This window comes from Rhodococcus sp. H29-C3 (assembly GCF_030063405.1).
Taxonomy (GTDB): domain Bacteria; phylum Actinomycetota; class Actinomycetes; order Mycobacteriales; family Mycobacteriaceae; genus Rhodococcoides.
On sequence record NZ_JASITC010000009.1, the window covers coordinates 1 to 22,108 of the forward strand.

The 22,108-nt window shown below is 62.2% G+C and carries 27 protein-coding genes; 13 read left to right on the plus strand and 14 right to left on the minus strand.

All coding sequences use genetic code 11. The features are described 5' to 3' along the window. Positions 1 to 644: alpha/beta fold hydrolase (locus QMK32_RS18320; protein ID WP_283476587.1), on the plus strand; the 644-nt coding region annotated here is incomplete at its 5' end. 224 nt (positions 645 to 868) lie between these two features. Here the strand turns inward: QMK32_RS18320 and QMK32_RS18325 are convergent. Together QMK32_RS18325 and imuA' are read right to left on the minus strand one after the other, a co-directional pair. Continuing rightward, on the minus strand, positions 869 to 1,093 hold the full coding sequence (locus QMK32_RS18325) for a hypothetical protein (protein WP_283476588.1): 225 nt from the start codon (positions 1,091 to 1,093) through the stop codon (positions 869 to 871). Beyond that, on the minus strand, positions 1,090 to 1,944 hold the full coding sequence (gene imuA' / locus QMK32_RS18330) for a DnaE2-dependent mutagenesis accessory factor ImuA' (protein WP_283476589.1): 855 nt from the start codon (positions 1,942 to 1,944) through the stop codon (positions 1,090 to 1,092). Before imuA' ends, QMK32_RS18325 begins: the two co-directional genes overlap by 4 nt. 495 nt (positions 1,945 to 2,439) lie before the next feature. Here imuA' and QMK32_RS25400 point away from each other — a divergent pair, with 495 nt between their 5' ends. Then, the gene (locus QMK32_RS25400) at positions 2,440 to 2,652 is read left to right on the plus strand and encodes a restriction endonuclease (protein ID WP_502943688.1); all 213 of its coding nucleotides are present in this window, start codon (positions 2,440 to 2,442) and stop codon (positions 2,650 to 2,652) included. A gap of 71 nt (positions 2,653 to 2,723) precedes the next feature. Next, positions 2,724 to 3,038 carry a hypothetical protein gene (locus tag QMK32_RS18335; protein WP_283476590.1) on the plus strand — a complete coding sequence of 105 codons (315 nt, stop codon included), beginning with the start codon at positions 2,724 to 2,726 and terminating at the stop codon, positions 3,036 to 3,038. A 56-nt stretch (positions 3,039 to 3,094) separates the two neighbouring features. Here the strand turns inward: QMK32_RS18335 and QMK32_RS18340 are convergent, their stop codons facing one another. Next, entirely contained in the window at positions 3,095 to 3,409 is a 315-nt protein-coding gene (locus QMK32_RS18340; protein WP_283476591.1) for a hypothetical protein, read from the minus strand. Positions 3,410 to 3,868: 459 nt separating this feature from the next. Between QMK32_RS18340 and QMK32_RS18345 the strand changes: the two genes are divergently transcribed. From QMK32_RS18345 to QMK32_RS18355, 3 genes are all read left to right on the plus strand, one after another. Further along, the gene (locus QMK32_RS18345; RefSeq protein ID WP_283476592.1) at positions 3,869 to 4,555 is read left to right on the plus strand and encodes a DUF2510 domain-containing protein; all 687 of its coding nucleotides are present in this window, start codon (positions 3,869 to 3,871) and stop codon (positions 4,553 to 4,555) included. A gap of 343 nt (positions 4,556 to 4,898) precedes the next feature. Next, positions 4,899 to 5,576: a formylglycine-generating enzyme family protein gene (locus tag QMK32_RS18350; RefSeq protein WP_283476593.1), complete on the plus strand. Its 678-nt coding sequence runs from the start codon at positions 4,899 to 4,901 to the stop codon at positions 5,574 to 5,576. Between the two features lie 10 nt (positions 5,577 to 5,586). After that, positions 5,587 to 5,709, plus strand: a complete 123-nt coding sequence (locus tag QMK32_RS18355) for a hypothetical protein (protein ID WP_283476595.1) — start codon at positions 5,587 to 5,589, stop codon at positions 5,707 to 5,709. Positions 5,710 to 5,802: 93 nt separating this feature from the next. Here the strand turns inward: QMK32_RS18355 and QMK32_RS18360 are convergent, their stop codons facing one another. Further along, on the minus strand, positions 5,803 to 6,189 hold the full coding sequence (locus tag QMK32_RS18360) for a HicB family toxin-antitoxin system (protein ID WP_283476596.1): 387 nt from the start codon (positions 6,187 to 6,189) through the stop codon (positions 5,803 to 5,805). Next, positions 6,186 to 6,386 carry a type II toxin-antitoxin system HicA family toxin gene (locus QMK32_RS18365; protein ID WP_283476597.1) on the minus strand — a complete coding sequence of 67 codons (201 nt, stop codon included), beginning with the start codon at positions 6,384 to 6,386 and terminating at the stop codon, positions 6,186 to 6,188. The genes QMK32_RS18360 and QMK32_RS18365 overlap by 4 nt, the downstream gene beginning before the upstream one ends. A gap of 199 nt (positions 6,387 to 6,585) precedes the next feature. Between QMK32_RS18365 and QMK32_RS18370 the strand changes: the two genes are divergently transcribed. After that, positions 6,586 to 6,960, plus strand: coding sequence for a histone-like nucleoid-structuring protein Lsr2 (locus QMK32_RS18370; RefSeq protein WP_283476599.1), 375 nt, complete (start codon positions 6,586 to 6,588; stop codon positions 6,958 to 6,960). Between the two features lie 114 nt (positions 6,961 to 7,074). On the opposite strand, the gene QMK32_RS18375 is transcribed toward QMK32_RS18370, so the two are convergent. The 5 genes from QMK32_RS18375 to QMK32_RS18395 all read right to left on the minus strand — a co-directional run bounded on the left by QMK32_RS18375 (position 7,075) and on the right by QMK32_RS18395 (position 11,294). Next, positions 7,075 to 7,890, minus strand: a complete 816-nt coding sequence (locus QMK32_RS18375) for a hypothetical protein (RefSeq protein ID WP_283476600.1) — start codon at positions 7,888 to 7,890, stop codon at positions 7,075 to 7,077. Positions 7,891 to 7,996: 106 nt separating this feature from the next. Further along, positions 7,997 to 8,491, minus strand: a complete 495-nt coding sequence (locus QMK32_RS18380; protein WP_283476601.1) for an HAD family hydrolase — start codon at positions 8,489 to 8,491, stop codon at positions 7,997 to 7,999. Between the two features lie 186 nt (positions 8,492 to 8,677). Next, positions 8,678 to 9,283, minus strand: a complete 606-nt coding sequence (locus tag QMK32_RS18385) for a TetR family transcriptional regulator (RefSeq protein WP_283476603.1) — start codon at positions 9,281 to 9,283, stop codon at positions 8,678 to 8,680. Further along, the gene (locus QMK32_RS18390) at positions 9,280 to 10,212 is read right to left on the minus strand and encodes a DUF2637 domain-containing protein (RefSeq protein ID WP_283476605.1); all 933 of its coding nucleotides are present in this window, start codon (positions 10,210 to 10,212) and stop codon (positions 9,280 to 9,282) included. Before QMK32_RS18390 ends, QMK32_RS18385 begins: the two co-directional genes overlap by 4 nt. A 563-nt stretch (positions 10,213 to 10,775) precedes the next feature. Next, complete coding sequence (locus QMK32_RS18395) at positions 10,776 to 11,294, minus strand: recombinase family protein (RefSeq protein WP_283476606.1); 519 nt, start codon at positions 11,292 to 11,294, stop codon at positions 10,776 to 10,778. A 105-nt stretch (positions 11,295 to 11,399) separates the two neighbouring features. Here QMK32_RS18395 and QMK32_RS18400 point away from each other — a divergent pair, with 105 nt between their 5' ends. Genes QMK32_RS18400 through QMK32_RS18410 form a run of 3 tightly spaced genes read left to right on the plus strand, consistent with a single transcriptional unit; the run spans position 11,400 to position 15,282 of the window. Then, positions 11,400 to 12,521: a tyrosine-type recombinase/integrase gene (locus tag QMK32_RS18400; protein WP_283476607.1), complete on the plus strand. Its 1,122-nt coding sequence runs from the start codon at positions 11,400 to 11,402 to the stop codon at positions 12,519 to 12,521. Next, a complete protein-coding gene (locus QMK32_RS18405) occupies positions 12,518 to 12,859 on the plus strand; it encodes a helix-turn-helix domain-containing protein (protein WP_283476609.1) in 342 nt (113 codons plus the stop codon). Before QMK32_RS18400 ends, QMK32_RS18405 begins: the two co-directional genes overlap by 4 nt. After that, a complete protein-coding gene (locus tag QMK32_RS18410) occupies positions 12,856 to 15,282 on the plus strand; it encodes a site-specific integrase (protein WP_283476610.1) in 2,427 nt (808 codons plus the stop codon). The genes QMK32_RS18405 and QMK32_RS18410 overlap by 4 nt, the downstream gene beginning before the upstream one ends. A gap of 869 nt (positions 15,283 to 16,151) precedes the next feature. On the opposite strand, the gene QMK32_RS18415 is transcribed toward QMK32_RS18410, so the two are convergent. Next, on the minus strand, positions 16,152 to 16,985 hold the full coding sequence (locus QMK32_RS18415) for a MerR family transcriptional regulator (protein ID WP_283476613.1): 834 nt from the start codon (positions 16,983 to 16,985) through the stop codon (positions 16,152 to 16,154). Positions 16,986 to 17,162: 177 nt separating this feature from the next. Here QMK32_RS18415 and QMK32_RS18420 point away from each other — a divergent pair, with 177 nt between their 5' ends. Then, on the plus strand, positions 17,163 to 18,128 hold the full coding sequence (locus tag QMK32_RS18420) for a recombinase family protein (RefSeq protein WP_283476615.1): 966 nt from the start codon (positions 17,163 to 17,165) through the stop codon (positions 18,126 to 18,128). A gap of 101 nt (positions 18,129 to 18,229) precedes the next feature. Further along, the gene (locus QMK32_RS18425; protein WP_283476617.1) at positions 18,230 to 18,661 is read left to right on the plus strand and encodes a protein-tyrosine phosphatase family protein; all 432 of its coding nucleotides are present in this window, start codon (positions 18,230 to 18,232) and stop codon (positions 18,659 to 18,661) included. 102 nt (positions 18,662 to 18,763) lie between these two features. On the opposite strand, the gene QMK32_RS18430 is transcribed toward QMK32_RS18425, so the two are convergent. Continuing rightward, positions 18,764 to 18,964, minus strand: a complete 201-nt coding sequence (locus QMK32_RS18430; protein ID WP_502943690.1) for a recombinase family protein — start codon at positions 18,962 to 18,964, stop codon at positions 18,764 to 18,766. Positions 18,965 to 19,400: 436 nt separating this feature from the next. On the opposite strand from QMK32_RS18430, the gene QMK32_RS18435 reads away from it, so the two are divergent. After that, on the plus strand, positions 19,401 to 19,907 hold the full coding sequence (locus QMK32_RS18435; RefSeq protein WP_283476618.1) for a DinB family protein: 507 nt from the start codon (positions 19,401 to 19,403) through the stop codon (positions 19,905 to 19,907). Between the two features lie 244 nt (positions 19,908 to 20,151). On the opposite strand, the gene gap is transcribed toward QMK32_RS18435, so the two are convergent. Beyond that, the gene (gene gap / locus QMK32_RS18440; RefSeq protein WP_283476619.1) at positions 20,152 to 21,147 is read right to left on the minus strand and encodes a type I glyceraldehyde-3-phosphate dehydrogenase; all 996 of its coding nucleotides are present in this window, start codon (positions 21,145 to 21,147) and stop codon (positions 20,152 to 20,154) included. Between the two features lie 21 nt (positions 21,148 to 21,168). Beyond that, positions 21,169 to 21,747 (minus strand): TetR/AcrR family transcriptional regulator, encoded by a 579-nt coding sequence (locus tag QMK32_RS18445; protein ID WP_283476621.1) that lies wholly within the window; start codon positions 21,745 to 21,747, stop codon positions 21,169 to 21,171. Positions 21,748 to 22,108: the final 361 nt, after the last annotated feature.

Here is a 22,108-nt window from a genome sequence, read left to right on the forward strand (position 1 = left end):
AGCGTGTCACGGCGAAAACAGTGGTCGATCTTATGCGCGAGTTGGGACATGAGAGGTTCGCTGTCATCGGTCACGACCGAGGCGGACTAGTTGCGTTCAGAGCCGGCCTCGATCACCCCGAGGTCGTAACGCACGTAGGCGTGCTCGACATCATTCCGACGGTTGACAACTGGGACGCTCTAGTTGGAGTGGCCGGTGTTTTTGCATTTCATCTTTACTTACTGGCTCAACCGAGCCCGCTGCCCGAAAAAATTATTGGCGCTGATCCCGATGCGTTCTTCGGACACTTCAACGACACCTGGCTCAAATTTCCCACTGCCATCGATACCGCCACCCGCTCGGCGTACATCTCTGCCTGCAGCCGGCCCGCAGCCATCCACGCCATCTGTCAGGACTACCGAGCTAGCGCATTCATCGACGGTCAGCATGACAGTGCTGACCGTGACGCAAAGCGACGGCTCACCATGCCGACGCTGGCAATGTGGCAGGACCCGGGCCAAATTGTCCTACCTTTCGACCCGAACAAGATCTGGCAAGACTGGACGACCGAACTGCGCGCCGAGGTGTTGGACAGTGGACATTTCATCCCCGAAGAGCAACCGGCGACGGTGGTCGCGGCTATTCTCGATCTGATCCGGTCGTAGTCAAAACCTGCCTGCAACAGGTTGTTATGTCCCGAAAGAGCAGCGCTAAGCTACGTGACACCGCCCACCGTTTGCCTACCGGTATGCCGAACGAATCGTACGAAGAATGGGCTGAGCGTATGAAAAACCCTGTTTGGTCTGCAGTCAACCCAATGGCCACAGAATTGCGACTCCCCTGTTGGCCGAACCATCCACTCGTCTAATCGACGACGTTCAGAGATTGACTAGTGCAGAGAAGTGGTTTTCGCCCACGCATGCAAAGTTCCCTGGACCTTGACGTCCATAGCAAGACCTTCGGCACGGACCTTGAGTGCAGTGCCGTCGCCGAACGCGCCGCCAGCTCCTGCGATTGTCATCGACACGGAGACCAGGACCGGGAGCGGCGGGTCGACGAGGCGACGTGTGGGCGGCTCGAAGGTGGTGGGCCAGTTCTCGTACAGCTCGGTCACTGCGCCGTCGCCAATCCCCGCATGGTTCCTCCATCTGCCAACGCGCCGGCCTCGTCGACAGGCGACCAGCGCAGGCCCTTCTCCCCGAAGGTCGGGGCATCGAGGGTGTGGCGGCCGGTGCGCTGGGTGATTCCGCGGCCGTGGACGGTGGTTTCGATGGTGATCGACCTCAACCTCCCTCTGCCTGCTTCGATGCCGCCGAGAGCTATGGGGCGAGAGGAGATTGCCAGATCCAGCCCGGGCATGTGCCCATCAGTGATTGCGAATACGCCTGCGTGCGTCCGCGTTCGGGCTAGAATTGCCCTCGCGCGGGTGGGCGGAACGTCACGACCATGCACGGTACTGACGACCAAATCGACGCCGTCGATGCAGATGCTCGCGGCGTCGAGCGGGTCAGAATTTCCAGGATCGACCAGAGCGACCTTCGACAGATCCCCACCATGTTCGTGGACAGCAAGTAGCCCGAATTTGGGTTGTCCTATCAGCGCGACGTGATAACCGGCTGCACTGACGGCGGCAACCAATCCGACAAGTAATGACCCTGCGCCGGTGATGGACAAGGTTGTTCCGCGTACCAGTGCACCGTGTGGCAGCAGTTCGGCCACCGGGAGGGGTACGGGGATGGTGCGGAGGGTTCGTGCCCGAACAGGAGACGGTCGGAAGTCTCCGTTGCCGGCACTGTTGGTGTCGTTGGCGCTGGACAGCGGTATCGGAATCGGGGTCTGCATTGCCGGTTCCGGCAACAGTTCGGTGGGTGCGTGGTCGCGTCGGCCAGGGATGGTGGCCATCCGTTTACGGAGGGCGTCGAGCTGAGCGGTTTTGTCGAGGCGGGTGGGGTCGGCTGCGGCCATGGAAGCGACCTTTCGCCGTGCCGGTGGGACTCTTTCATTTTAGGGGAACATACGTTCGATTGTCGAATCGGATGAGTGGTGATTCCGTTGAGATCAGGTCGGTTGCGATGCGGCACCAGGGGTATCCCTCGACGGAGTGACCCAACATCTCAAGCCGAGGCATATTGAGTCGCTTTCGTGCGCCGTCCCAGAAAAGTCATCGCATACGGAGTCGCTGGAAGATTCCAAGCAATCCTGAGCCGGTAGTGGGGTCTCTTGCTCAACCAAAATATCGGGTTGTCTCTCAGCTTTGGTCCTCGCTGCGCGCGGTGATCGGCATCGGTCTGCGAGGGTTCCTCTGGGCACATTCGCCTGCGGTGACTGGCAGTTTGCTGTCCTGATTGGCCGAATCTGCCAGAGACCCTACTAGCCTGAAACGAGCAATGCCAGCAACCAGCCATACGACCACGGTCGGCGCCGTCTGGGCCGTCTATCGTTTACGAAGGAGAAACGTCGGTGCCGTTCATCACAACGCCTCGTGAAGCCGAAATCAACGCTGCACTTCACATGCAAAGACTTGGTTTTGCCGATGCGTACGTTACATCGATCGGACCCGATGGTGGGGTTGACGTGCGATCCATCAGCGCGATCGCGCAGGTCAAGTGGCAAGGTTCTCAGGTTGGACGGCCAGCGCTCCAGCGGTTGATCGGTGCCCGGGGGCACAGGTAGATCTGATTGCGATCTTTTACACCGGTTCCTCGTATTCCAGGCACGCGTTGGAGTATGCGGATCTGATGGGGATGGCCGTGTTCACCTACCAACAAGATGGGTCTGTCTACCCATCGAACGGCGTTGCTGGCTGTCTGGCGTCGACATCTGTAGAACGTCAGGCTGACGTTGAAAAGGATCAGAGTGCATCTGCGGCCGCAAGAAATCAAGAGCGCGCGATACAGGAAGATCAACAGCGGCTTTGGAAGCGTGGGGTTTTTGTGGTGAATCCGGGAGCCAAGATGAGGCCTGATGCTACTTTCACATTTGCGGCCGATGATGCAAGCTTCACACAGAAGAAGAAGCACCAATTCATGAACTGGCTGAGGAAGACCGGGGCGATCTAGTTACCCGCTTGTGCCGGCGGTGCTCAACACAAACCGCGAGTGCGGACCTCACGCACCTATTCCTTGCATTTTCGTGGAACCGACTGGGCGCCTGTACTTTCGAGAATTTCGATTCGGCTGTTGAGCCGTTCGATCCTCATGCGCACGCTCCAGATGAGTTCGACGAGGCTTTCCTGCATGACCGGGATATCCATGATGTCGGACAAGTCCCGCCATAACTCCATAGTCGATTCGCGATAAGAATCGTAGGTGGCTTGTAATGCCACCAGCTGCACCTCTGCCGGTACCCGATCCTTCACGCCCGGTCCGTACGGCGGTGACTCCTGACCGCGCCACGGAGACCACCGAGATTGGACCTCGGCCTCAGTCATCGCGGACAGTCTGTCTAGCAACTCACGACATGCGTCGGGTGATGCGAAGACCGTTTCAAGACATCGGTGATAGTCCGGTGGCTGCATCTGCTTGTGTTCCGGCATGGCCATCGCTCCCGCGTACTCCGTCCGAGGACGAAGATTTCGAGTTTACTCCCGGCGGCTCGTTGCGGCGAGTGGAGGGGTTGTCCGGCTTAGTCTGATGGGTCTAGATTTCCGGCGAGAGCGAGTGTGGGCGTGCTGTCAGTTCGCGGGCAACGGTACCCAAGCCCGTATTCGATGAGTTCGCATCCGATACCGCCTAGTGAGGAATTTCGTCCGTTTTGTCGATGGTCAAAACACCATCTAAACCCGCAGGAAGCCGCTGAGCCAGGATGCCGTATGGAAGGGAAGGAGTGGTTGCCACAGTCGGGTCCATCAACCTGCGTAACGTATTTATCTAGCTCGAGCGACTAAGGGTTGACAAAGCAGAACAGCAACTTCGATGGGAACTCGTTGAACGACTCAGGTAGCAGCGACTCGACCGCTGATGCTGGCGTACCAGAAGGCTGGCACGCAGACCCCTCCGACAGCAGTATCGAACGCTGGTGGGACGGTAAGGGTTGGACCGGTGCCACCCGACCAGCGCCCGTGCAGCAGTCGCCGTCCACCTATGCGCACAAGACAGCAAGAACGCGAATCGCTGTAGCCGTCGGGATTGCGATCGTCGCCACCATTGCCGGTCTCGTCGTATGGACGGTCACCGGCAACGACGAACAAGAGGGCTCAGCGGCTGCGGACGCCTCGACGAGCGCGCCTGCCGTCCAATCGTCGAGCGATGACTGGTTTGCTGCCATCTGCGCTCCCGGCACTTTCGACGATGGCGGTGCCTACCAGAGCCTTCCGAACTCAGCGGACGGAACGGCTCAGTGCCGATCGAAGGTCATTGCAATCGCCGGCCGAGCGAGTGGTCCGATGGTGTACATCGGCTCGTACGACTCTCAATTCAAGCTCGAACAAGACTTGCTCCGGAAGGGAAGCTACGCAACGTTGGCGACGTCGGATGGCAACACAGTGCTGTTCGCCCTGCCCCGGGAAGTCCCCGGGAGCAGGTCCGTTCTTTACCCTTTGGAGAAGTTTGGTTTCGGGATACAGGTCCGCGACTAGCGGGCGCAACCACGCCACCACGAAGCTGCATCTGATCTGCCGCGAGGATTTCGGACGCTCACGGAGGAGAACGGAAGCTACGCCACCAGCTCTCCCTTGCTCTTGGCAGCGCCCGCAGCGCGAGTAAGACACAGTCCCAACATGACTGTCGATCGAGGCGACGTTGACGGGTCCCATCACGCTCGGCGGTTGACAGAGCCGGAAAGGTGTTCTCACGATATCGCTTTGATGTTGAGGGACAGCGAAGTTCGCGAATCGGTACATCGGGAAGACTCTGGACTAGAACACATCATCTCGGCGCTCACCGGCGAGGGAGCACGAGTCGCCGTAGGATCTCTTAACTATGCAACCCGAGCCGCAGGTCGCGATGATCTCCGTATCACGTGGACAGATAACCCTGTCGGATCGACGGACGCAACGCCGTTGGGTTGTTGATCTTGCGCCCTACAAGCTCGCTGCGTTACCAGTTACTCAACGTGTGTTCGCAGACGTCACCGGCCTTCGACCGAGTGCTTCTGTGGGGGACCAATTGCCAGTCGAGAGCGTTTCCTGGTGGGAGGCAGTCCGGTTTTGCAACGCTTTGTCCCAACAAGACGGATACACCCCTGCATATCATCTACTTCCCGGCGGTGAGGATAACGAGATCGAGTGGGACCACACAGCTGACGGATACCGGCTGCCGACCGAAGCCGAGTGGGAGTACGCGTGCCGTGCCGGTACTGACGGCCCGCGCTACGGGCAGCTCGATGAGATTGCCTGGTACCGAGCAAATTCGAGTGAGCGGATTAAGGATGTCGGTGGCAAGCTTCCGAATGCGTGGGGTTTTTACGACATGCTGGGGAACGTCTGGGACTGGTGCTGGGACGTCTATGACGCCGATGTCTACGACACCTACCGGGTGTTACGCGGCGGGGGTTGGTTCGACGAGCACTGGAGTTGCCGAGCATCTGCACGGCGCCGTAGTCATCCAACCTTCAAGGTTGACGACGTCGGCTTCCGCATCGCACGCTCCGCGGTTTAGCATTCAGCCGATGAGCTCGATTCCGGATCACTGGATTCCCCATACCCGTGAGGACGGTGAGGTGGTCGGATGGATCGACCTGCTCTCCTCGGAACCAGATCTGATACCCATCGACCGCTTCGCCTGCCCCTGATCGGGGTCCGGGTCCGGGTCGAAGCTTCGGTCGATGGTCACGTGAACAGTATCCCGCCTACCCTCTCGTGATCCGTCCGCACAGATCGGATGGTCAGCTGTTGACGAGCTGGCTGGCTCGCTGAAAGGTCACTCCGAGAAGCGATCCGATGTCTCGGACGGGTACCTGGGCGCTCGCGAGTTTCTTCGCGAAGGCCTTGGTGCTTTCTTTGACACGGGCTTCGTCCTCGGCCAGACGTGCTCGCTGTGTTGCGATCTCGGCGATGCGAACTGCGAGATCCTCTCCGCCGGGTTCGAGTTCGATGTGCTGCTCGATCACGACGTCGACGAGCGCGACACCGGTTTCGAGGGCGATGAGTTCCTTCGCCGCGGTGGGGACATCGTCGATGCGACGGGCCTGGGTGAGGGCATCGAGTTCGGGGACGGCGATCATCCACCACTTGCCGTCCCTACTTACCGACACCGCGTAGGTCTTGCTCACTGCTGCGCCTCCTTCATGGCTGCGAGGATCTTGCGGTAGACACCGGGCGAGATCGTTCGGTGCCCGTCGGGCACGGTCACTTTGACTGCGCGGTCGGCCGAGACCCATGTGCTGTGTGATCCCACCGTGCGGACCGAGGTGAACCCGGCCGCCTTGAGAGCCTTGACCACTTTCCGTGTGGGCTGCTCGGTAACCATCACATTAGTCTAGTCAAATAGACGGTTTCTAGTCAAGTGAACTAGACGCTTTCGGGCAATTCACGGCGGGCGCGTAGGCGCGGCGGATCGAAACCCCCGTGGACTTTCCACCAGGTTGCGGCGTGAACGCATCCGGCCTGGTTAGGCTGACGCCCGACAACAACCCGATCTCGACTCCGCTGAAAGGCCGCATCGAACCGTGGCGAAAAAAGTATTCACCCAATTGGTCGACGATATCGACGGCACGGTCATCGACGACGAATCAGGCGAGTCCATCGAATTCTCCGTCAACGGCGTCGACTACCTGGTGGACTTGAAAGCCAAAAACGCCAGTGAGTTTCACCGCAAGATCGGTTACTACATCGAACACGGAACCCGTGTCGGCGGACGTAAACGCAGGAACTCCCCCACCCCGGCAGCATCACCTGCTGCTGCGCCGTCGAGCACTGGGGCGACACGCGATCCTGCGCAGACCAGAGCGATCAGGCAATGGGCGGCAGACAACGGCTACGAGATCAGCGATCGGGGCCGCATTCCTACTGCGATCGAAGACGCGTTCACCGCTGCGCACTGATGGTTGTGTCGTTGAGAAGGCGCCTGCGCGGGTAACGGCAGTGGTGTGCACAGGCTGCGGATGTGGCGGCCGCGATGACGATTGTTCCCGGCGAGCTGGCACATCACCTTGGGATCACCGCGTGAACTCGATGGTGTAACCGGACAGGCCGTCGATCGACAGGCTGTATTCGACACCGTCAAGTGTTGCCATGGACCAGCCTTCCTTGACGCTCAACGACTCGCCCACAGGCAAGCTGCCAGCATTACTGACCGTGAAACTGTCGATGTCGCCGTCGCTCACTTCCCGGATCCCGTCGTACTCGCCCTGTTCGGCGTTGGACACGTGGGTGAGGATTGAACTCTCCACCAACTCGGGCGATGTGTTCTTGATGGTGACCGGGAAGTAGACGCTCACGGGCCCTAAAGGCAGGTCATACGCGGTGATTGCGTTCTCACTCGGTGTGAACTCGACCGGTGGGCCCACGGTGATCTCCAGCTGCACCTGGCCCGACCGCACTTTGTCGCTGTAGATCGCGGTCTGCCCGAACGTGCATGGATCTCTCAGCGACCATGGGTCCGTCGTATCGCAGATCATCGGGTCAGCCGATGAGGAGGGTTCCGTTTCCTGTTCCGGAGCAGGCTGCGGGGAGTGCTGCTCGGTGCTCGAGGCTGCTGGGGCGTCGGTCGTGGATGCGTCGCTGTCGTCTTCCAATATTGCCCCGACGGTGATGATGCCCGCCAGGACGACACCGACGCCGCCGAGTGTGGCCCACAATTTCCAGGGGGGCTTCGGCTTCGGTCGACGGAAGGTCATGGTGGTTCGCAGGAGGCCCTCCTGTTGGGTGACCAGCTCCCAACCTTCCTGCTGCTTGCTTGTGATCGTTTTCGACTCGGTGCCCCGGATCGCCTTGATCTCAGTGACCTCGTACCGCGTTTGATCGCCGATCATGTCTTTTTCCGGTCCTTCGATAGTGGTGTTGTGGGCAACCCGTACCCAGTGATGCGGTGGCATTCGAAAGGTGTCTACATCGACACGTCATCGGCGATGGAGAGGGTTACGAGTTGTCCAGGCGACCGCGCAGTGACGCGATTCCGAGCTGCGCGAGAGCGCCGGCTTCATGTGCAGGGACACCGCACCCGGTGAGTCGTCGAACGATGTCCTGGTCGTCGTCGACGAAACCTCTCAGCCATGCCGGGTGCCGGTTGGTGACTGCCCTGGCGTGGCCGAGTTTGATCTGCCAGGCCTGCCGTGTGTGCTCGGTGAATTCGGACGCCGGTCTCCCCAGCAACGCCCTGCCCATAGGGAAGTCCTGGTCAGCGATCCACGTTCTGGTTGCACCCAAGGCGTAAGCAGGCCTGGTGGTCGAATAAACGATCGTGTAACCGAGCCCATCGACCGCCCAGGCCAGATCGTGCCCGCTGCCGAGCACTGCCGCGTCGGGAATGTGAGCGAAGAACTCGCGCCACCGCTGAGCTGGCGGAATCTCCTCCTCGGCCAGTATCGCTTCGTGCGCCGACAAGTCAGCCAGGACGCCATCGATGTCGATCATGACCACCCGGTCCTCGTTCGGACGATGAACAGGCGGCCTGTGCCGTCGCCGGATCGGGGCTACTCGACTTGGCTCAGCAACGGTGTCCACCCCTCGTTCATACCTGAGCGAGGCAACCTTTCCGCACGGCTCGCCGCACAGGCATCGCAACGTCGACCGTCTCGACCGTGAACACCGCTGTCGGCACTACCTGCTGCGTGCGTCGGCATTCGTCGTGGTTGCGGCGGCGAGAACAGTCTCGAGCGACTCGCGGTAGCCGCTCCGGATCGCCACCGCGACCCCTGCGGGGACGATGTGCGCCAACAATCGGTGCCCGGCCAGTGGTGCCGCCAGAACACGGACGAATTTCTCTGCGGTGAAACCCTCTCTCAACCAACCTGATTCAGCAGCTCTGCTGGCGAGGACCAATACTGCACCGTTCCACACTGACAACGGGCGACGAGCACTGAATTCCGGTTCCACACTCAACCGAACCTCGGCGCGCAGCGACACTTCTTCGGTGAAGGCCTGCGCAGCATCGTCTACCATTGCTCTGATCGCAACGAGTGAATCGATACCGTCTGTGGTGCTCCAGCGTTCCGCGATCGCAGCATAGAGGGCGGCAGCGTAATCGAGGACCGCCTCGGCCATCTCGCGCTTGGAGGCGAAGTGGAAGTACATCGAGCCTTTCGTGCACGCGGTGTTGTCGAGGATGCCGTTGACCGACGATGCTACGTATCCGTGGCGAGCGAATTCCGTCGCCGCTCCTGCCAATAGATCTGCGCGTGTTCTCACTGCCCGCTGCTGGCTCATCGACTCGCACCCGCATAATCACGATCGGCGCCCACCTGGGCGTACTCGTCGTCGAGATAGTCCGAGCCCGTCTCGGTGTTCTGTTCGTGACCGGAGTCAGCGGCGTGCGCCTGGTAGGCGATGGACGGGGCCGCGGTGCTACGTTCGCTGGCGATGTTCTGCTGCACCTGGGTCCAGGTCTTGATGTGCCGCGACACCGTCGAGGTGTGCAGCTCGAGGTGGCGTGCGATGTCGCTCAGCGACCAGTCAGGGTGCGCGAGGTAGAGATCGACACTGGTCCACACAGCGGGTTTGAGCAGGCCGTTGTCGAGGTCTTCGTCTATCCCGGCAAGACTCGATACTGCTGCCGCACTGTGCTGTTCGGTCTCGACACGGTCGACCGTGTCTTCGGCCCGAGCTGGCGCGGAGACATCGACGGGAATGCCGACAGTGCCGATCTTGGTCATGGTCTGGCGGCGGCGTGGTGCACGCAGGACGACGGCGACAATCTCGCTCATCGTCAGAACCATCGCGGGCGCTAATGCTGCTATTGCTGCTGCGACGGCGGCGTTGAGCACGGTAACGGTCAGCACTGCGTGGTAGGCGTTGCCTGCGATGGACAGAACCGCCGAGACGGTCAGCACTGCCACGACAAGTCGCCGGCCTCGCGTGGTGGCGGCATCAGTGTGCTGGGAGAGGGCGATCCGGATGACAGCGGCGGCGAGGATCGGGCCGTCGAGAGCAACGGGGATGACCCAGGCGTCGGCGGGGTGGATGCCGGCCATGACGGCCAGGTCGAGCAGGGTGGAGAAGGACAGTTTGAACGAGGCCGCACCGACGATGATGGCGATGGCCAAGCCGGTGATCAATGCGCCGGTCAACACGCGGGGGTGGATGTCGAGAGCGTCCTCGCTGGTGGCGTCGAGGTCGGGGGTATTAGCGTTGCTCATTGATCGCAGGTCCGTTCTGTGATCGACCGGCCCCGGTGGTGTTCGAGCACTGCCGGGGCCTTTGTGGCCGTATGGGGTGTTCTCACAACCGCGGCGCGGAGGTCGGTTAACCACTGCGCCGCGGTAGTGAGGTCGGGCACTTCGATGTCGTACCGAAATCGTTCCAGTGCATCGACTTCGGTGTAGTCGAGGTCGGCGAGCTTTCTCTGTCCTGGAGCAGGACGGCCATCGAGGGATGCCCGCTATCCACCACGCGGGCCAGGGTTCGTCCAGTTCGTTGCAGGTGACCCGTCCCCCGAAACGCTACTGGCGGGGCCGAGCAGGGCCAGCCGCGTCGGCGGCGGCGGCGGTCCACCCGTTCACACCCGCCGGGCGGCACTCGTCGTGATACACCGGCCACGTCGGCGCCAGCTGCGCCGGGGTATCGGAGACCCATCCGTCGCACCAGGCGCACCGGATCACTGCCCGTTCGGCGGTCATGACGTCGCCTCGCCGGCGAGGCCGAACTGGGCTCTGTCGAGCCAGTCGGCGGTGTAGCAATCGGCGTGTGTAGTCATCGAGAGTCAGCTCCTGGTCGTCGCGGAACGGGGTGTGGGTGGGGCGTCTCGTTGCTCGCGCGCTCGGACGAGCGCGGCGTAGACAGCGGACCGGCTCAATCCGTAGAGCTCCATGAGTTTCACGGCGCCGAACTCGCCTGATTCGTAGTCCTTGAGGATGCGTTCATGTTGCAGGGCAGTGAGTTTGGGTTTGCGGCCGGTCATTCGGCCTTGCTCTTTGGCGATCGCGACGCCCTCACGCGTGCGGGCACGGGTGAGAGCAGCTTCAAATTCGGCCATTGCGCCGAGGACGGTGAAGAACATCTTGCTCGACGGATCGCCGGGGCTGTAGACCTGGCCGCCGTAGATCAGACGTGCGCCCTTCATGTCGAGCTCGGTCACGATGGCATTGAGGTCGGTCACTGATCGACCGAGCCGGTCGAGCTTGGTGACGACCAAGGTATCGCCCAACCCTCGGGAATTGCATCCGATGGGCACATCGCGGCTGGTCGCCTGCTCATCGCTGATCCGCAGTGCTCGAATCAACCCCTCACAAATTCACTCTGACCTGCAATGTTTGCCCAACGGGACCATCTGATGCATGATCACACCACTTAACGGGCTGGATTGTGATGGTGGACGGGGGATCGGATGGGCCGTGGCGACCTGGCGGGTTCGGCGCACCTCGAACTGATATCCGGCGTGGTCCAGCTCCGTCCTGAGGACGCGGTGTTCGAGGCGATGCTGCGGGGGTTTCGGGCACAGCAGGCCGCCCGAGGTCTCCGGGAGGAGACGATCACCACCCGGGAACTGCTGGTGAAACGGTTCATGGCGTTCACCAACGACTATCCGTGGTCGTGGACGGCCGGGCAGGTCGACGAGTGGTCGCTGTCGCTGACCGCCGAACGGCACCTCGCACCCTCGACAATCCGCCACCACCAGGGCGGACTGCGACTGTTCATCGACTACCTCACCGATCCTCGTTACGGGTGGATGCGCGAGTGCGAGAAGGAGTTCGGGCCGGGGGTGCACCCGGTGCCGATCGTCCACGAGTGGAACACGATCGCGCATCTCAACGACTACGAGGGGAACCCGGAAGCTCGCCCGTTCACCCGCGAGGAGCTGCAGCTGTTCTTCGACTATGCCGACGACCAGGTCGAACGTGCGGTGAGCGCGGGACGCAAGGGCGCGTTGGCGGCGTACCGGGACGCGACACTGTTCAAGGTGATCTACGGGTGGGGCCTGCGCCGCACGGAGGCCGCCAAACTCGACCTGGTCGACTGGGGCCGCAATCCCGCGGCACCGGAGTTCGGCCGATACGGGACGCTGCACGTGCGCTACGGCAAGGCCAAGCGCGGGCAGACGCCACGGCGCCGCAACGTCGCGGCCGTGATGGGCTGGGCAGTCGAGGCGGTGACCGACTACGTCGAGAACGTCCGTCCCCGCTTCGGGCAACCCGAGCACCCCGCGTTATGGGTGACCGAGCGCGGCGGACGGATCAAATCAGCGGAGATCAACGCCCGATTCGCCGCCTACCGGGACACGCTCGGCTTGCCGTCGATGCTGGTCCCGCACTCGCTGCGGCACTCCTACGTCACCCACCTGACCGAGGACGGGGTGGACCGCCGGTTCATTCAATCCCAGGTCGGGCACGAGTGCGACAGCTCGACGGCGATCTACACCCACGTCAGTGACGACTTCATGAACACAGCACTGCGCCGAGCCCTATCGCCCGCCTTCGAGCCACACACAACAGAGGAAAGGAACCCGTGATAGCCGCGAAACTGGACTACCACTGGCACCTGCGCCACGTCATGGCCGGCCGGGGCATGTTCTCGACCACCGACCTGATCGAGCCGCTGGCCCGGCGCGGGATCCGGCTGTCCTCCTCTCAGGTGTACCGGCTCGTCGTGGATCGGCCGGAACGGTTGAGCCTGAAAGTCCTCATGGCCCTGCTCGATGTGCTCGACTGCGCGATGACCGACCTCATCGAGCCGATCGAGTCCGCCGCGGCCACACCCACCCGAGCGGCGGTAGGCGGATCCGGCGCCGCGGGTGTCGGAAACCTGCGCCCGAAGCGTGCCCGCATCGACGGTGTCGACAGGCCGTGACAGACGACGCCCGGGATCGGGCGGTCGCCGACCCGGTCGGTGCGATCGTGGACCTGCTCGTCCAGGCTGATCCGGGATTCGACCCGGCCACGGCGCGGCGACTGGTCTCCGATATCGCTGCGGGCCGGGCGAAAGCTCGCCGGCTCGCGCTCGCACTGACCGACCGCCCCGACCTGCTGGTCGACGGGCGGTCCCCGGCACCGCTGGTGGTCGGAGAGTTGCTGATTGGGGCCCGAGCCGCCGGTGCCACGGGGATCGCGCCGCCGCGTTGCACCAGTTGCGACCGCCAACTGCATGGCACTCTCGCCCGCATCGGAGAGAATTGGTACTGCCACCCATGCGGTCGGCCACACGAGCGGTGCGTTGGATGCGGGAAAATGAGTCCGGTCGGTCGCAGAGACCGACGTGGCAGGCCACATTGCCATCACTGTCCGGTCCCTGAATCTCGCGATCCCGACTCGGTGCTCATCGAGATCATCGCCACGCTCGATCCGGCGCTTGACCCCAACACGATTACCGCAGCCGCCCAACGCGCCGCTCCCGGACCGACCGCGCGGCGCCGGTTGGCCTGGGCGATCGAGGACCAGTCGGAGCTGTTGACCGGCGATGGCCACCTGGCGGCGATACCGTCGGTGCTGCGGCTCATCGACGCGCTCTGCGAGGCCGGATCCACCGGTATCGTGCGCCCCGTGTGCCCCGGTTGCGGACGGACCGCTCCACTAAGCCGGTGCCACGACGGGCAGCGGATCTGCCGCCGCTGCTCCATCGCACACAGGTGCGTGCCGTGCTCACGCTGCGGCAAGAACCGCGAGCCCGGCAGCCGCGACGATCAGGATTTGCCGTTGTGCTCACGCTGCACGCTCAACGACCCCGCCAATCACGAGGACTGCACAAGGTGCCGTCAACGCCGCCCGGTCGAGGCCCGCACCTCGGACGGGCCGTTCTGCTGGAACTGCCGCCCAAGACAGTACGGCGCATGCACGATCTGCGGCCGGCATAGGTCGATCGAGATCTCCCGAATCACCAGTGAGCCCTGGTGCAGTGCATGCCAGCAGCGGTGGATCCGCTGCTCTAGCTGCGGTGAAGTAAATCCTGTCCGCTCCGGCACCCTGGACGTGCCTCTGTGCGCCAGCTGTAGCGACGCCGATCCCTCGATATGGCAACCATGCCCACGCTGCGGGACCGCCGATCGACTCATTGACCACCATCCCTGCACGCGGTGCGTTCTCGACGAACATCTACGCGGACTGCTCGCCGACGATACGGGGTCCATCCGGCCCGAGCTCGCCGTGTTGCACCGCACTCTCGCTGAGATCGAGCGTCCCCGCACCGTGCTGTACTGGCTATCGTCCAGTGCAGCGGTAGCTGTATTGGGCGAGATCGGTAGCGGCACAAGAGTTTTAACTCATGACGCTCTCGATGAGATCGGCCCAGACAAGACCGTCGAGCATCTGCGCAGCGTGCTCGTTTCAACCGGCGCTCTGCCTGGCCGCGATGAGCACCTCGCTCGGCTCGAACGCTGGATCGCCGGCACGGTCAGCGAAGTCACAGAACCGAAGAGCCGAAAACTATTGCGCCATTACGCAACCTGGCATCTGATGAGGCGACTACGCACACGCAACCGCGGCCGACCTGTTACATTCGGACAGGCATCCGGCATCCGGCACCGACTGCGCGGAGCGCTCCTGATTCTCGACTGGCTCACCTCCCAGCAGTTGGATCTGGACACATGCACCCAATCCGACATTGACAGATGGCTCGCCGACCCGAGCGCCAGCCGCCGGTACTCGGCCAGCAGCTTCCTACGCTGGGTCACCACCAGCAAGTTGACCGACACGCCACTGAGAGGTGCCAGTCGCCGCTGGCAGGGGCCTGCTGATCTGCTCGACGGTGAGGATCGGTGGTCTATCGCCCGGAAGCTGCTGTGCGATGACACCGTCAAACCCGAGGATCGAGTCGCGGGACTGCTGGTGCTGCTGTACGCACAGCGCGCCTCGGCAATCGCCGCCCTGACGGTCGAGGACGTCACCATCGGAGCGGACGGCGTCCATCTACGCCTGGGCACCACCCCTATCTTGCTGCCGGTGCCGCTCTCCGACCTCGTCACCACATTGGTCGGCACCCGCGCCGGGCACGCCGCCATAGGCGAACGCGGAGTTTCGCCTTGGCTCTTTCCCGGAGGCCAACCCGGAAACCCGGTCAGCACCGCTCAGATGGGAGTCCGGCTGCGCGGCCTCGGAATCCGGCCGAACCCAGCACGCTCAGCCGCCTTATTCGCGCTCGCCGCCGAAGTTCCTGCCGCGATCCTCGCCCGCACCCTCGGCATCCACATCGATGTCGCAGTCGACTGGCAACAAACCAGCGCCGGTGACTGGACCCGATACGCCGCCGACGTTGGCCGGCGACCTACCCAAAGACTGTGACCGGCGATTCGAAGTATCGAGCGTCGCAGTGGGCTCACCATCACGACGAGCCAGCAATACGCGCACCTGGGCTGGGTCGTCGACGTGCACGCTGATGCGGCTGACCTCCTCGGTGATTCTTCGCGAAGACATGAGAGCGGGCAGTCGAGCGAGAACCGGACGGGCAAGGGCCAGATCGACATTCGTCCCGTCGGCATTTGGGAGGTACAGTCGGCCGTCCTTGATCGTCGGTGTGGTCTCGGTGAATCGGGACCCAGAGGCAATCGAATCGATGTCGGTCCGATCGATCGCAGCCACGATGGAGCCGGATTGACGAAGCACGAGGGACACGTCGGTCAAGTAGTGCGGGTTAGTGCGATGAATCGCCAAGTAACCGAACAGTGCGACCAGCGACCAGACTGAGGCGACCGCGAGGCTCACTCGAAGCCACATCCACGGTAGAAGCAGATGCAGCACCGCGATCTCGACGACGGTCGCGACTGCGAACGCCGTCGGCATCACGAGCGTTCCTCCGTGCGCACCGAGAACGATCGCGCCCGGTTCGACTCCGGAGTGCCGTCTGCGGATCCACAGCCAAAGCGCCCGGTAGGCCCTGACCTCAGCGCGGATGAGTGGCCAGAACGGCGAGTGCCCGAGCGCGGTCATGGCCGCGTCCCGGAACCCGATACCGCGTCGGCGCTGCAACCCGATCGCGAAGAGAAACGTGATGATCACCGCGCACGCGAGAGGAACTTCCACCGCGACGAACAACAGCACCGCTTGACGAGCGCTGACTGCACCGGCTAGCAACAAGGTGGCGTTGACGACGAGAACAGCCGCCGTGACCACTTGCGCCGCCCGTTCGAATCGTCGAATCAGCTTGAGCGCCATCAGATATCCGCAGTACTCGAGGATCGGGTGCTCAGTTCTCGTTGAACCCGTAGTACGACCTCGCGTTGTGCGGGGTCGGGGATCAGGTCGTCAAGCGAAAGTGTCCAACCAAGTCCGCCGGCGACCTCTGTTACTTCCGCGGATGACTCCATGACGTCCATCTTCTGTTGATCGAAGAATTCGAGGAGTCGGGCTGAGAGTGCTTCGATCGCTGATTCCGCCAAGCCCGGGCCACACCCTTCGAGATGTGCCCATTCAGCAAGCAGCGCCAAATACCGTTCGCGCTGGAGATCATCGGTCATCGTTGCCTCGTAGCCGGCGAGCATGACCTGCGGGGCCTTCCCCGACATTGAGAGGGCCTCGACGAGGTCTCGGTCACGCCGAATAGCCGAACCGACGTTGACTGACGGAGCGGTGTCGATAGCGTCGGACAAGGCTATCGCTAGCTCCGCTGGCAGCACCGAGATCGGGTTTCCGCGTTCGGCCTCGGCGAGCATCGCGGTGAGCTGAGCTCTGTGGCTGACGAGTATGGCCTGTTCCTTCTCGATGCCGGCAATCAACGATCGAAGATCCGCTTCCACGTCTCGATCGTCTTCGCTCGACCTTTCCTCGGCGAGGATGGCCGCGACCGATCCCAGGGGAACCCCGTTAGTCGCCAGCCAACGGATTCGCATCAAGCGGACGGCATCGCTGACGGTGTACGCGCGGTATCCGTTGGATCGACGTTGCGGCTCGTTCAACAGACCGAGTCGGTGGTAGTGACGCACCGTTCGCGTCGTTGTGCCGGCAACTTCGGCGAGCTGACCTATTCGCATAAGCCCAGTCTCAACCATGACCTAACGTCAAGGTCAAGATTAACTGATTCAGGCGTGCGCGACATCTTTGGCTGTGTCGAGAAACCATCGTTTCTCGACACAGCCGCCCGAAGGAAGTTGTCCCAGGCCGCAGCTGTCGAATACCCGTGTCGACAATCAACGTCGGATAACCTACCGTTCGGATATTGTCGACACATGCTGATCGGCTACGCGCGCGTCTCGACCGGGGACCAGACACCGGACCACCAGATCGACGCACTCCACCGAGCCGGCGTCGCCCCCGAACATGTCCACGTCGATCACGCCTCCGGCGCCAAGGCGTCCCGCCCCGAACTGGACCTGGTGCTCAAGTTGTTGCGCAACGGCGACCAGCTCGCGATCACTCGGCTCGACCGGTTGGGCCGCTCAGTAGTGCACCTGATCGGACTCGGCGCCGAACTCAGAGAGAAGGGTGTGGGCCTGAAAGTGCTCGAGCAGGGCATCGACACCGCCACCGCCGAAGGGCGGGCGATGTTCGGAATGCTCTCGGTGCTAGCCGAGCTACAGCGAGAGCTGATCGCGGCCAACACTCGCGACGGGCTGGCCGCGGCCCGGGCCCGCGGCCGCAAGGGGGGCCGGCCCTCGAAACTCACCGCCGAGCAGGTCAAACACGCTCAACGCCTGTACGACGCGGACCAGCACACCGTCTCCCAGATCGCCGGCCTGCTCGGCGTACGCCGAACCACTCTTTATGGGCATCTGAAGAAGTCCGACATCGTGGCGGCAGATCCCGAGACGCCGACTGCCGCCGACTTCGGTGTGGCCACACTTGAGCACACCGCACAGGCGCGAAGAACTCCGCGCGCTTGCCCAGGTTGCGGGCACGAGCCCACCACCCGAGCCGAGGCGGCTCACCAACGTGTTGACCTGGCTGTCTCCTGGCTGTATCTCGACTGCCAGGACCCCAGTAAAGTTGTCTCCCGACACCATTGCCGCAGTTGCCAACCCGAGGAAATCGTCGTCGACGTCGCCTGCACCGTCTGCGGAGACGGACCCATCCTCGCCGGAGAACTGGCCACTGGCACCGACATCGACGACGCCCAGCCTGATCCGGTCCAGCGATGGCTCGCCGATGCAGGATGGTGTACGAAACCGACGCTGCTCTGCCCCGACCATGCATGAACGAGAACTGACCGTCGCCGGAGTCAGGCACTGTCTGGTGTCCATCAATTCCGCAGACGGGTGACACGACCATCGATCCATCTCTATCGACAGGGCATCGAGTGACAAACGAGATCTGGGACTCGGAAACGCTGGGGCTCTTGCGTCTGCCCTCTGGGCGGCTGGTTCGCGGCCGAGGCCTCCGTAACCGCTTTCCAACAGGAAAGAAGCCGGAATTCGGGGTGTACCTGCAGGGCCGCGAACCGTCGCCATTCGATTGGGAGAGCCAGTGGGTGAGGTGGCGAGACTTCTGGCTGCCATCCGACCGCAGATCATTCGCCCCGACACTCCATGAATTGCTAGAGCGTTCCGGGAGCGAGCGCGTCGAGATCGCCTGCAGCGGCGGTTTCGGACGTACCGGCACAGCAATGTCGTGCCTCGCAGTGCTCGACGGAATACCGGCCGACAAAGCTGTCGACTACGTCCGAGAGAACTACTCGCGCAGGGCTGTCGAGACACCATGGCAGAAACGATTCGTGACCCGGTTCAGCTAACACGGATGGAATGACCACATTGGATGCGTTGCGAAGGCCGTACCAAGCAGATCCTCGTATGCCCTCTCCAGGAAGCGCAGATGTACCTGTATTCAAAGGGTTTCAATACCTGACTGTCCCATTATCCCCCACTGCGGTGAGTGCTTCCGTCAGTCCGGGGCGTTCGCGGTTGCGACCGGTGTATCCGCGGTCGGTGTAGATGTTGCCGATGTCGACTCCGAGCTTGTGGAGGGCTGTGCGCTGCGCTCGTAGATCCTGTCCGCGTGTGGAGCATCGGGCGTACCCGATCAGGTTTTCGTCCACCTGAAGCCCTCCGTCTCGAAATCTGTGATCAAATCGGAATACCTTGCAACACTACCTACCAGGACACCGCCAGGCGGGTCGGGGCATCAATCAATTTGGCCTCGGGGTGTCTCGATAGACGATCGTCAAAACGCACATTCGTAGCCGCAGGAGGCAGCTCAGGCTTTGCTTGAAGTTCGACCGAAAGACGGCCCACCGAACAGCTTGAGCGCTAAGCTTCGGCTCTCCACCGATCAGCATGACGTTGCGGTGTTGATATTGCGCCCCGTCTCACTTCTGGTGATGCGCCGCTCGCTTTGAACCACTCCGACCGCCCCCTCAACAGCGCCTTTGGTGGTGACCCCTCCACTTGTCGGCGGATTGCCCCTAACTTGTCGACGGTCACACCTCGCCCTCACCCAACGCAAGCCCCACATAGTCGGAAGGAACAAAAACAATGCAGGACAACATGATTACGCTCGGCGCCGATAGATCCATCATCGACAGCATGCTCGACCACAACCGACGAGCACTGATCGACACCGTGCAGGGCGTGTCCGAGATTGATGCCCGCAGACAATTGGTTCCGTCGTTGACAACGCCGATCACCTTGATCAAGCACGCGGCGGCCGCGGAACGGATTTGGTTCCAAAAGCATTGGGCTGGACTCAGTGAATCCGAATGCGCCGGCTACTCGCGCCGTGACGAAGGCACCTTCACCGTCAGCGACCACGAGACGCTGGTAGAGGTCATTGCCGAGTTCGAACGAGCCAGCAGTAAATCACGCCGAATCGCCTCACGTTTCGGCCTGGACGAGACCATCGACCTTCCTGTCGAGGGCACTGTTTCCATGCGATGGACACTGCTTCTGATGATTCAAGAATTCGCCAGACATGCCGGTCACGGCGACATCCTCAGCGAGCAGATCGGCGCCGCCAACTCGGTCGATACCGCGCTCCTCTGACACCAACCGGCTACCGCCCGTGCAGCCCACTTCTGCCATCGGAATGTCAGAAGGCAGCTGCACTCACCTGCAAAACTCCAGCACAGAATGCAGTCCACTTCTGAAACTGACAGCACAGGGACACCTGAGTGTGTCAGAAACCATTGAGACCAAGCTCGTGTGTAGCAGCTGCTCTCACCGCGCGGTTACGTAACGGGCGCTGCGTTATCCCCCATCGAAGCATCCCAACCGGGGTACCGATTGTTTACGAGCCAAGCCGCTGTGAGAGCTCGACGAGGCGATTGGAGAATCCCCACTCGTTGTCGTACCAGGCGAAGACCTTGACTTGTTCGCCGACGACCTGGGTGAGGGGCGCATCGAAGATCGCCGAGTGAGGGTCGCCGACGATGTCGGCGGAGACAAGTGGCGCCTCCGAATAGGCAAGGTAGGACGAGAGTTCAGGAGTCTGTGCTGCTGCGCGGAACGCTTCATTGACTTCCTCGACGCTCACCGGTCGTGACAGATGGGCGGTGAGGTCCGTGATAGATCCAACGGGCACCGGGACACGCAGCGAGAGTCCGGTTAGTTTCCCGTCCAGTTCTGGGATGATCCGCCCGATCGTAGCGGCTGCACCGGAGGAAGTCGGGATTGTGGACAGTGCCGCGGCGCGGGCACGCCGGAGATCGCTGTGCGGAGCATCGTGGAGGCGCTGGTCGCTGGTGTATGCGTGGATTGTCGTCATGAGTCCGGACTCGATGCCGAACGCCTCGTGCAGAACCTTCGCCATGGGGGCGAGGCAGTTGGTCGTGCAGGAGCCGTTGGAGAACACGTCTTCCGGCATGTCGAGGGCATCGTCGTTGACCCCGAGTACGACTGCAGGGACATCACGGTCCGCGGGCGCCGAAATGATCACCTTGCGCGCTCCAGAGGTCAGGTGTTGGCGAGCGTTGACCGAGTCCGTGAAACGGCCGGTCGACTCGATGACGACATCGACGCGTTCGTCGTTCCAAGGGATGAGGGACGGTTCGCGCTCAGAGGTGACGCGAATACGTTTCCCTGCAACGACAATCGTGTCCCCATCGACCTGAACGCCTTCCAGATGCCCGGACAATGAGTCCCACTCCAGGAGCGAAGCCAATGTTGCGGCGTCGGTGATGTCATTGATCGCGACGATCTCGACATCCGCATCGCTGCGTAGCGCGGCGCGTAGGTAACTGCGACCGATACGGCCGAAGCCGTTGATTCCGATTCGAACGGTCAAGGGGTCTCCTTTTCGGGTTGGTCAGTGATCGGTGCAGACAGCGGAATGGGCGACGTCGAGCAGGGAAACGGCTCCACGAACCGCCGCGTCCATCGGGCCTTGCTCGCCCTTCGCGCGAGCAAGTACATAGCCGCCCTGCAGGACCGCCGCCAGTGTTCGCGCGAGATCCGCCGGGACGATGCTCGTGGGGAGTTCCCCTGCGGCAATTGCGGCAGTGATCACCCGCTCCCAGCGGGTCAGCATCGCGTCGAAGGCATTCGCAACGACTGCGATGAGTTCCGCATCTGTGACAACCTGCGGGTCCTGGGTCATCCGACCCACCCGACATCCCCGCGTACCAGGCCGAGGTAACAGGAGGTAGCGCTTCATCTGCTCGAGCGGCGAACCTTCTCCGTTCAAAAGAGATGACTCGCCCGTCATTTCCCCGGTAACTGCGGACAGCGCTTCGACCGCGAGCTCGTGCTTCCCGCTGAAATGGTGATACATGCTGCCCTGACCAACCCCAGCTCGCGCCATCACCTCACGCGGGCTCGTCGCGGCATAGCCGCGCTCCCACAACAACTCTGCCATCGCACCCGTCAGCTGATCTCGTGCACTCACACGGTCACTGTAACAACTAGTATGTACAGCACAAAACCGGGACAAACATGAAAGGGGGCAGACTCCGAAGATGGCTTGGAAGGAACCCGGAACGGGTTCACGGACGCAAACGTCGTCGAGCGAGCGTCAACCGGCTGAACAATCGAGCGGATCGCACAGCGCTGAGACATACTCGCAACATCTCTGAGAGTGCAGCCGCAGGCACCCCGGACGGTATTCAACCGACGTCTAGGTCGGATCAACCTCCATCGGACTCTGCATTCAATTTCGGTGACCCACCTCGCGATAGGGCCTGTGCCGTGAACTTCCGACCCTTCGCCGACTCAAAGTCGACGACTACAGTTCCAGATCACATCCACGG

Excerpts from the sequence above, each read along its gene's own strand:
- QMK32_RS18380 (WP_283476601.1), bottom strand. The coding sequence starts at position 8,491 with ATGATCGACATCGATGGCGTCCTGGCTGACTTGTCGGCGCACGAAGCG.
- QMK32_RS18385 (WP_283476603.1), bottom strand. The coding sequence starts at position 9,283 with ATGAGCCAGCAGCGGGCAGTGAGAACACGCGCAGATCTATTGGCAGGA.
- QMK32_RS18335 (WP_283476590.1), top strand. The coding sequence starts at position 2,724 with ATGGCCGTGTTCACCTACCAACAAGATGGGTCTGTCTACCCATCGAAC.
- imuA' (WP_283476589.1), bottom strand. The coding sequence starts at position 1,944 with ATGGCCGCAGCCGACCCCACCCGCCTCGACAAAACCGCTCAGCTCGAC.
- QMK32_RS18415 (WP_283476613.1), bottom strand. The coding sequence starts at position 16,985 with ATGGTTGAGACTGGGCTTATGCGAATAGGTCAGCTCGCCGAAGTTGCC.
- QMK32_RS18375 (WP_283476600.1), bottom strand. The coding sequence starts at position 7,890 with ATGATCGGCGATCAAACGCGGTACGAGGTCACTGAGATCAAGGCGATC.
- QMK32_RS18355 (WP_283476595.1), top strand. The coding sequence starts at position 5,587 with ATGAGCTCGATTCCGGATCACTGGATTCCCCATACCCGTGAGGACGGT.
- QMK32_RS18400 (WP_283476607.1), top strand. The coding sequence starts at position 11,400 with ATGGGCCGTGGCGACCTGGCGGGTTCGGCGCACCTCGAACTGATATCC.
- QMK32_RS18365 (WP_283476597.1), bottom strand. The coding sequence starts at position 6,386 with ATGGTTACCGAGCAGCCCACACGGAAAGTGGTCAAGGCTCTCAAGGCG.
- QMK32_RS18350 (WP_283476593.1), top strand. The coding sequence starts at position 4,899 with ATGCAACCCGAGCCGCAGGTCGCGATGATCTCCGTATCACGTGGACAG.
- QMK32_RS18390 (WP_283476605.1), bottom strand. The coding sequence starts at position 10,212 with ATGAGCAACGCTAATACCCCCGACCTCGACGCCACCAGCGAGGACGCT.
- QMK32_RS18420 (WP_283476615.1), top strand. The coding sequence starts at position 17,163 with ATGCTGATCGGCTACGCGCGCGTCTCGACCGGGGACCAGACACCGGAC.
- QMK32_RS18340 (WP_283476591.1), bottom strand. The coding sequence starts at position 3,409 with ATGACTGAGGCCGAGGTCCAATCTCGGTGGTCTCCGTGGCGCGGTCAG.
- QMK32_RS18435 (WP_283476618.1), top strand. The coding sequence starts at position 19,401 with ATGCAGGACAACATGATTACGCTCGGCGCCGATAGATCCATCATCGAC.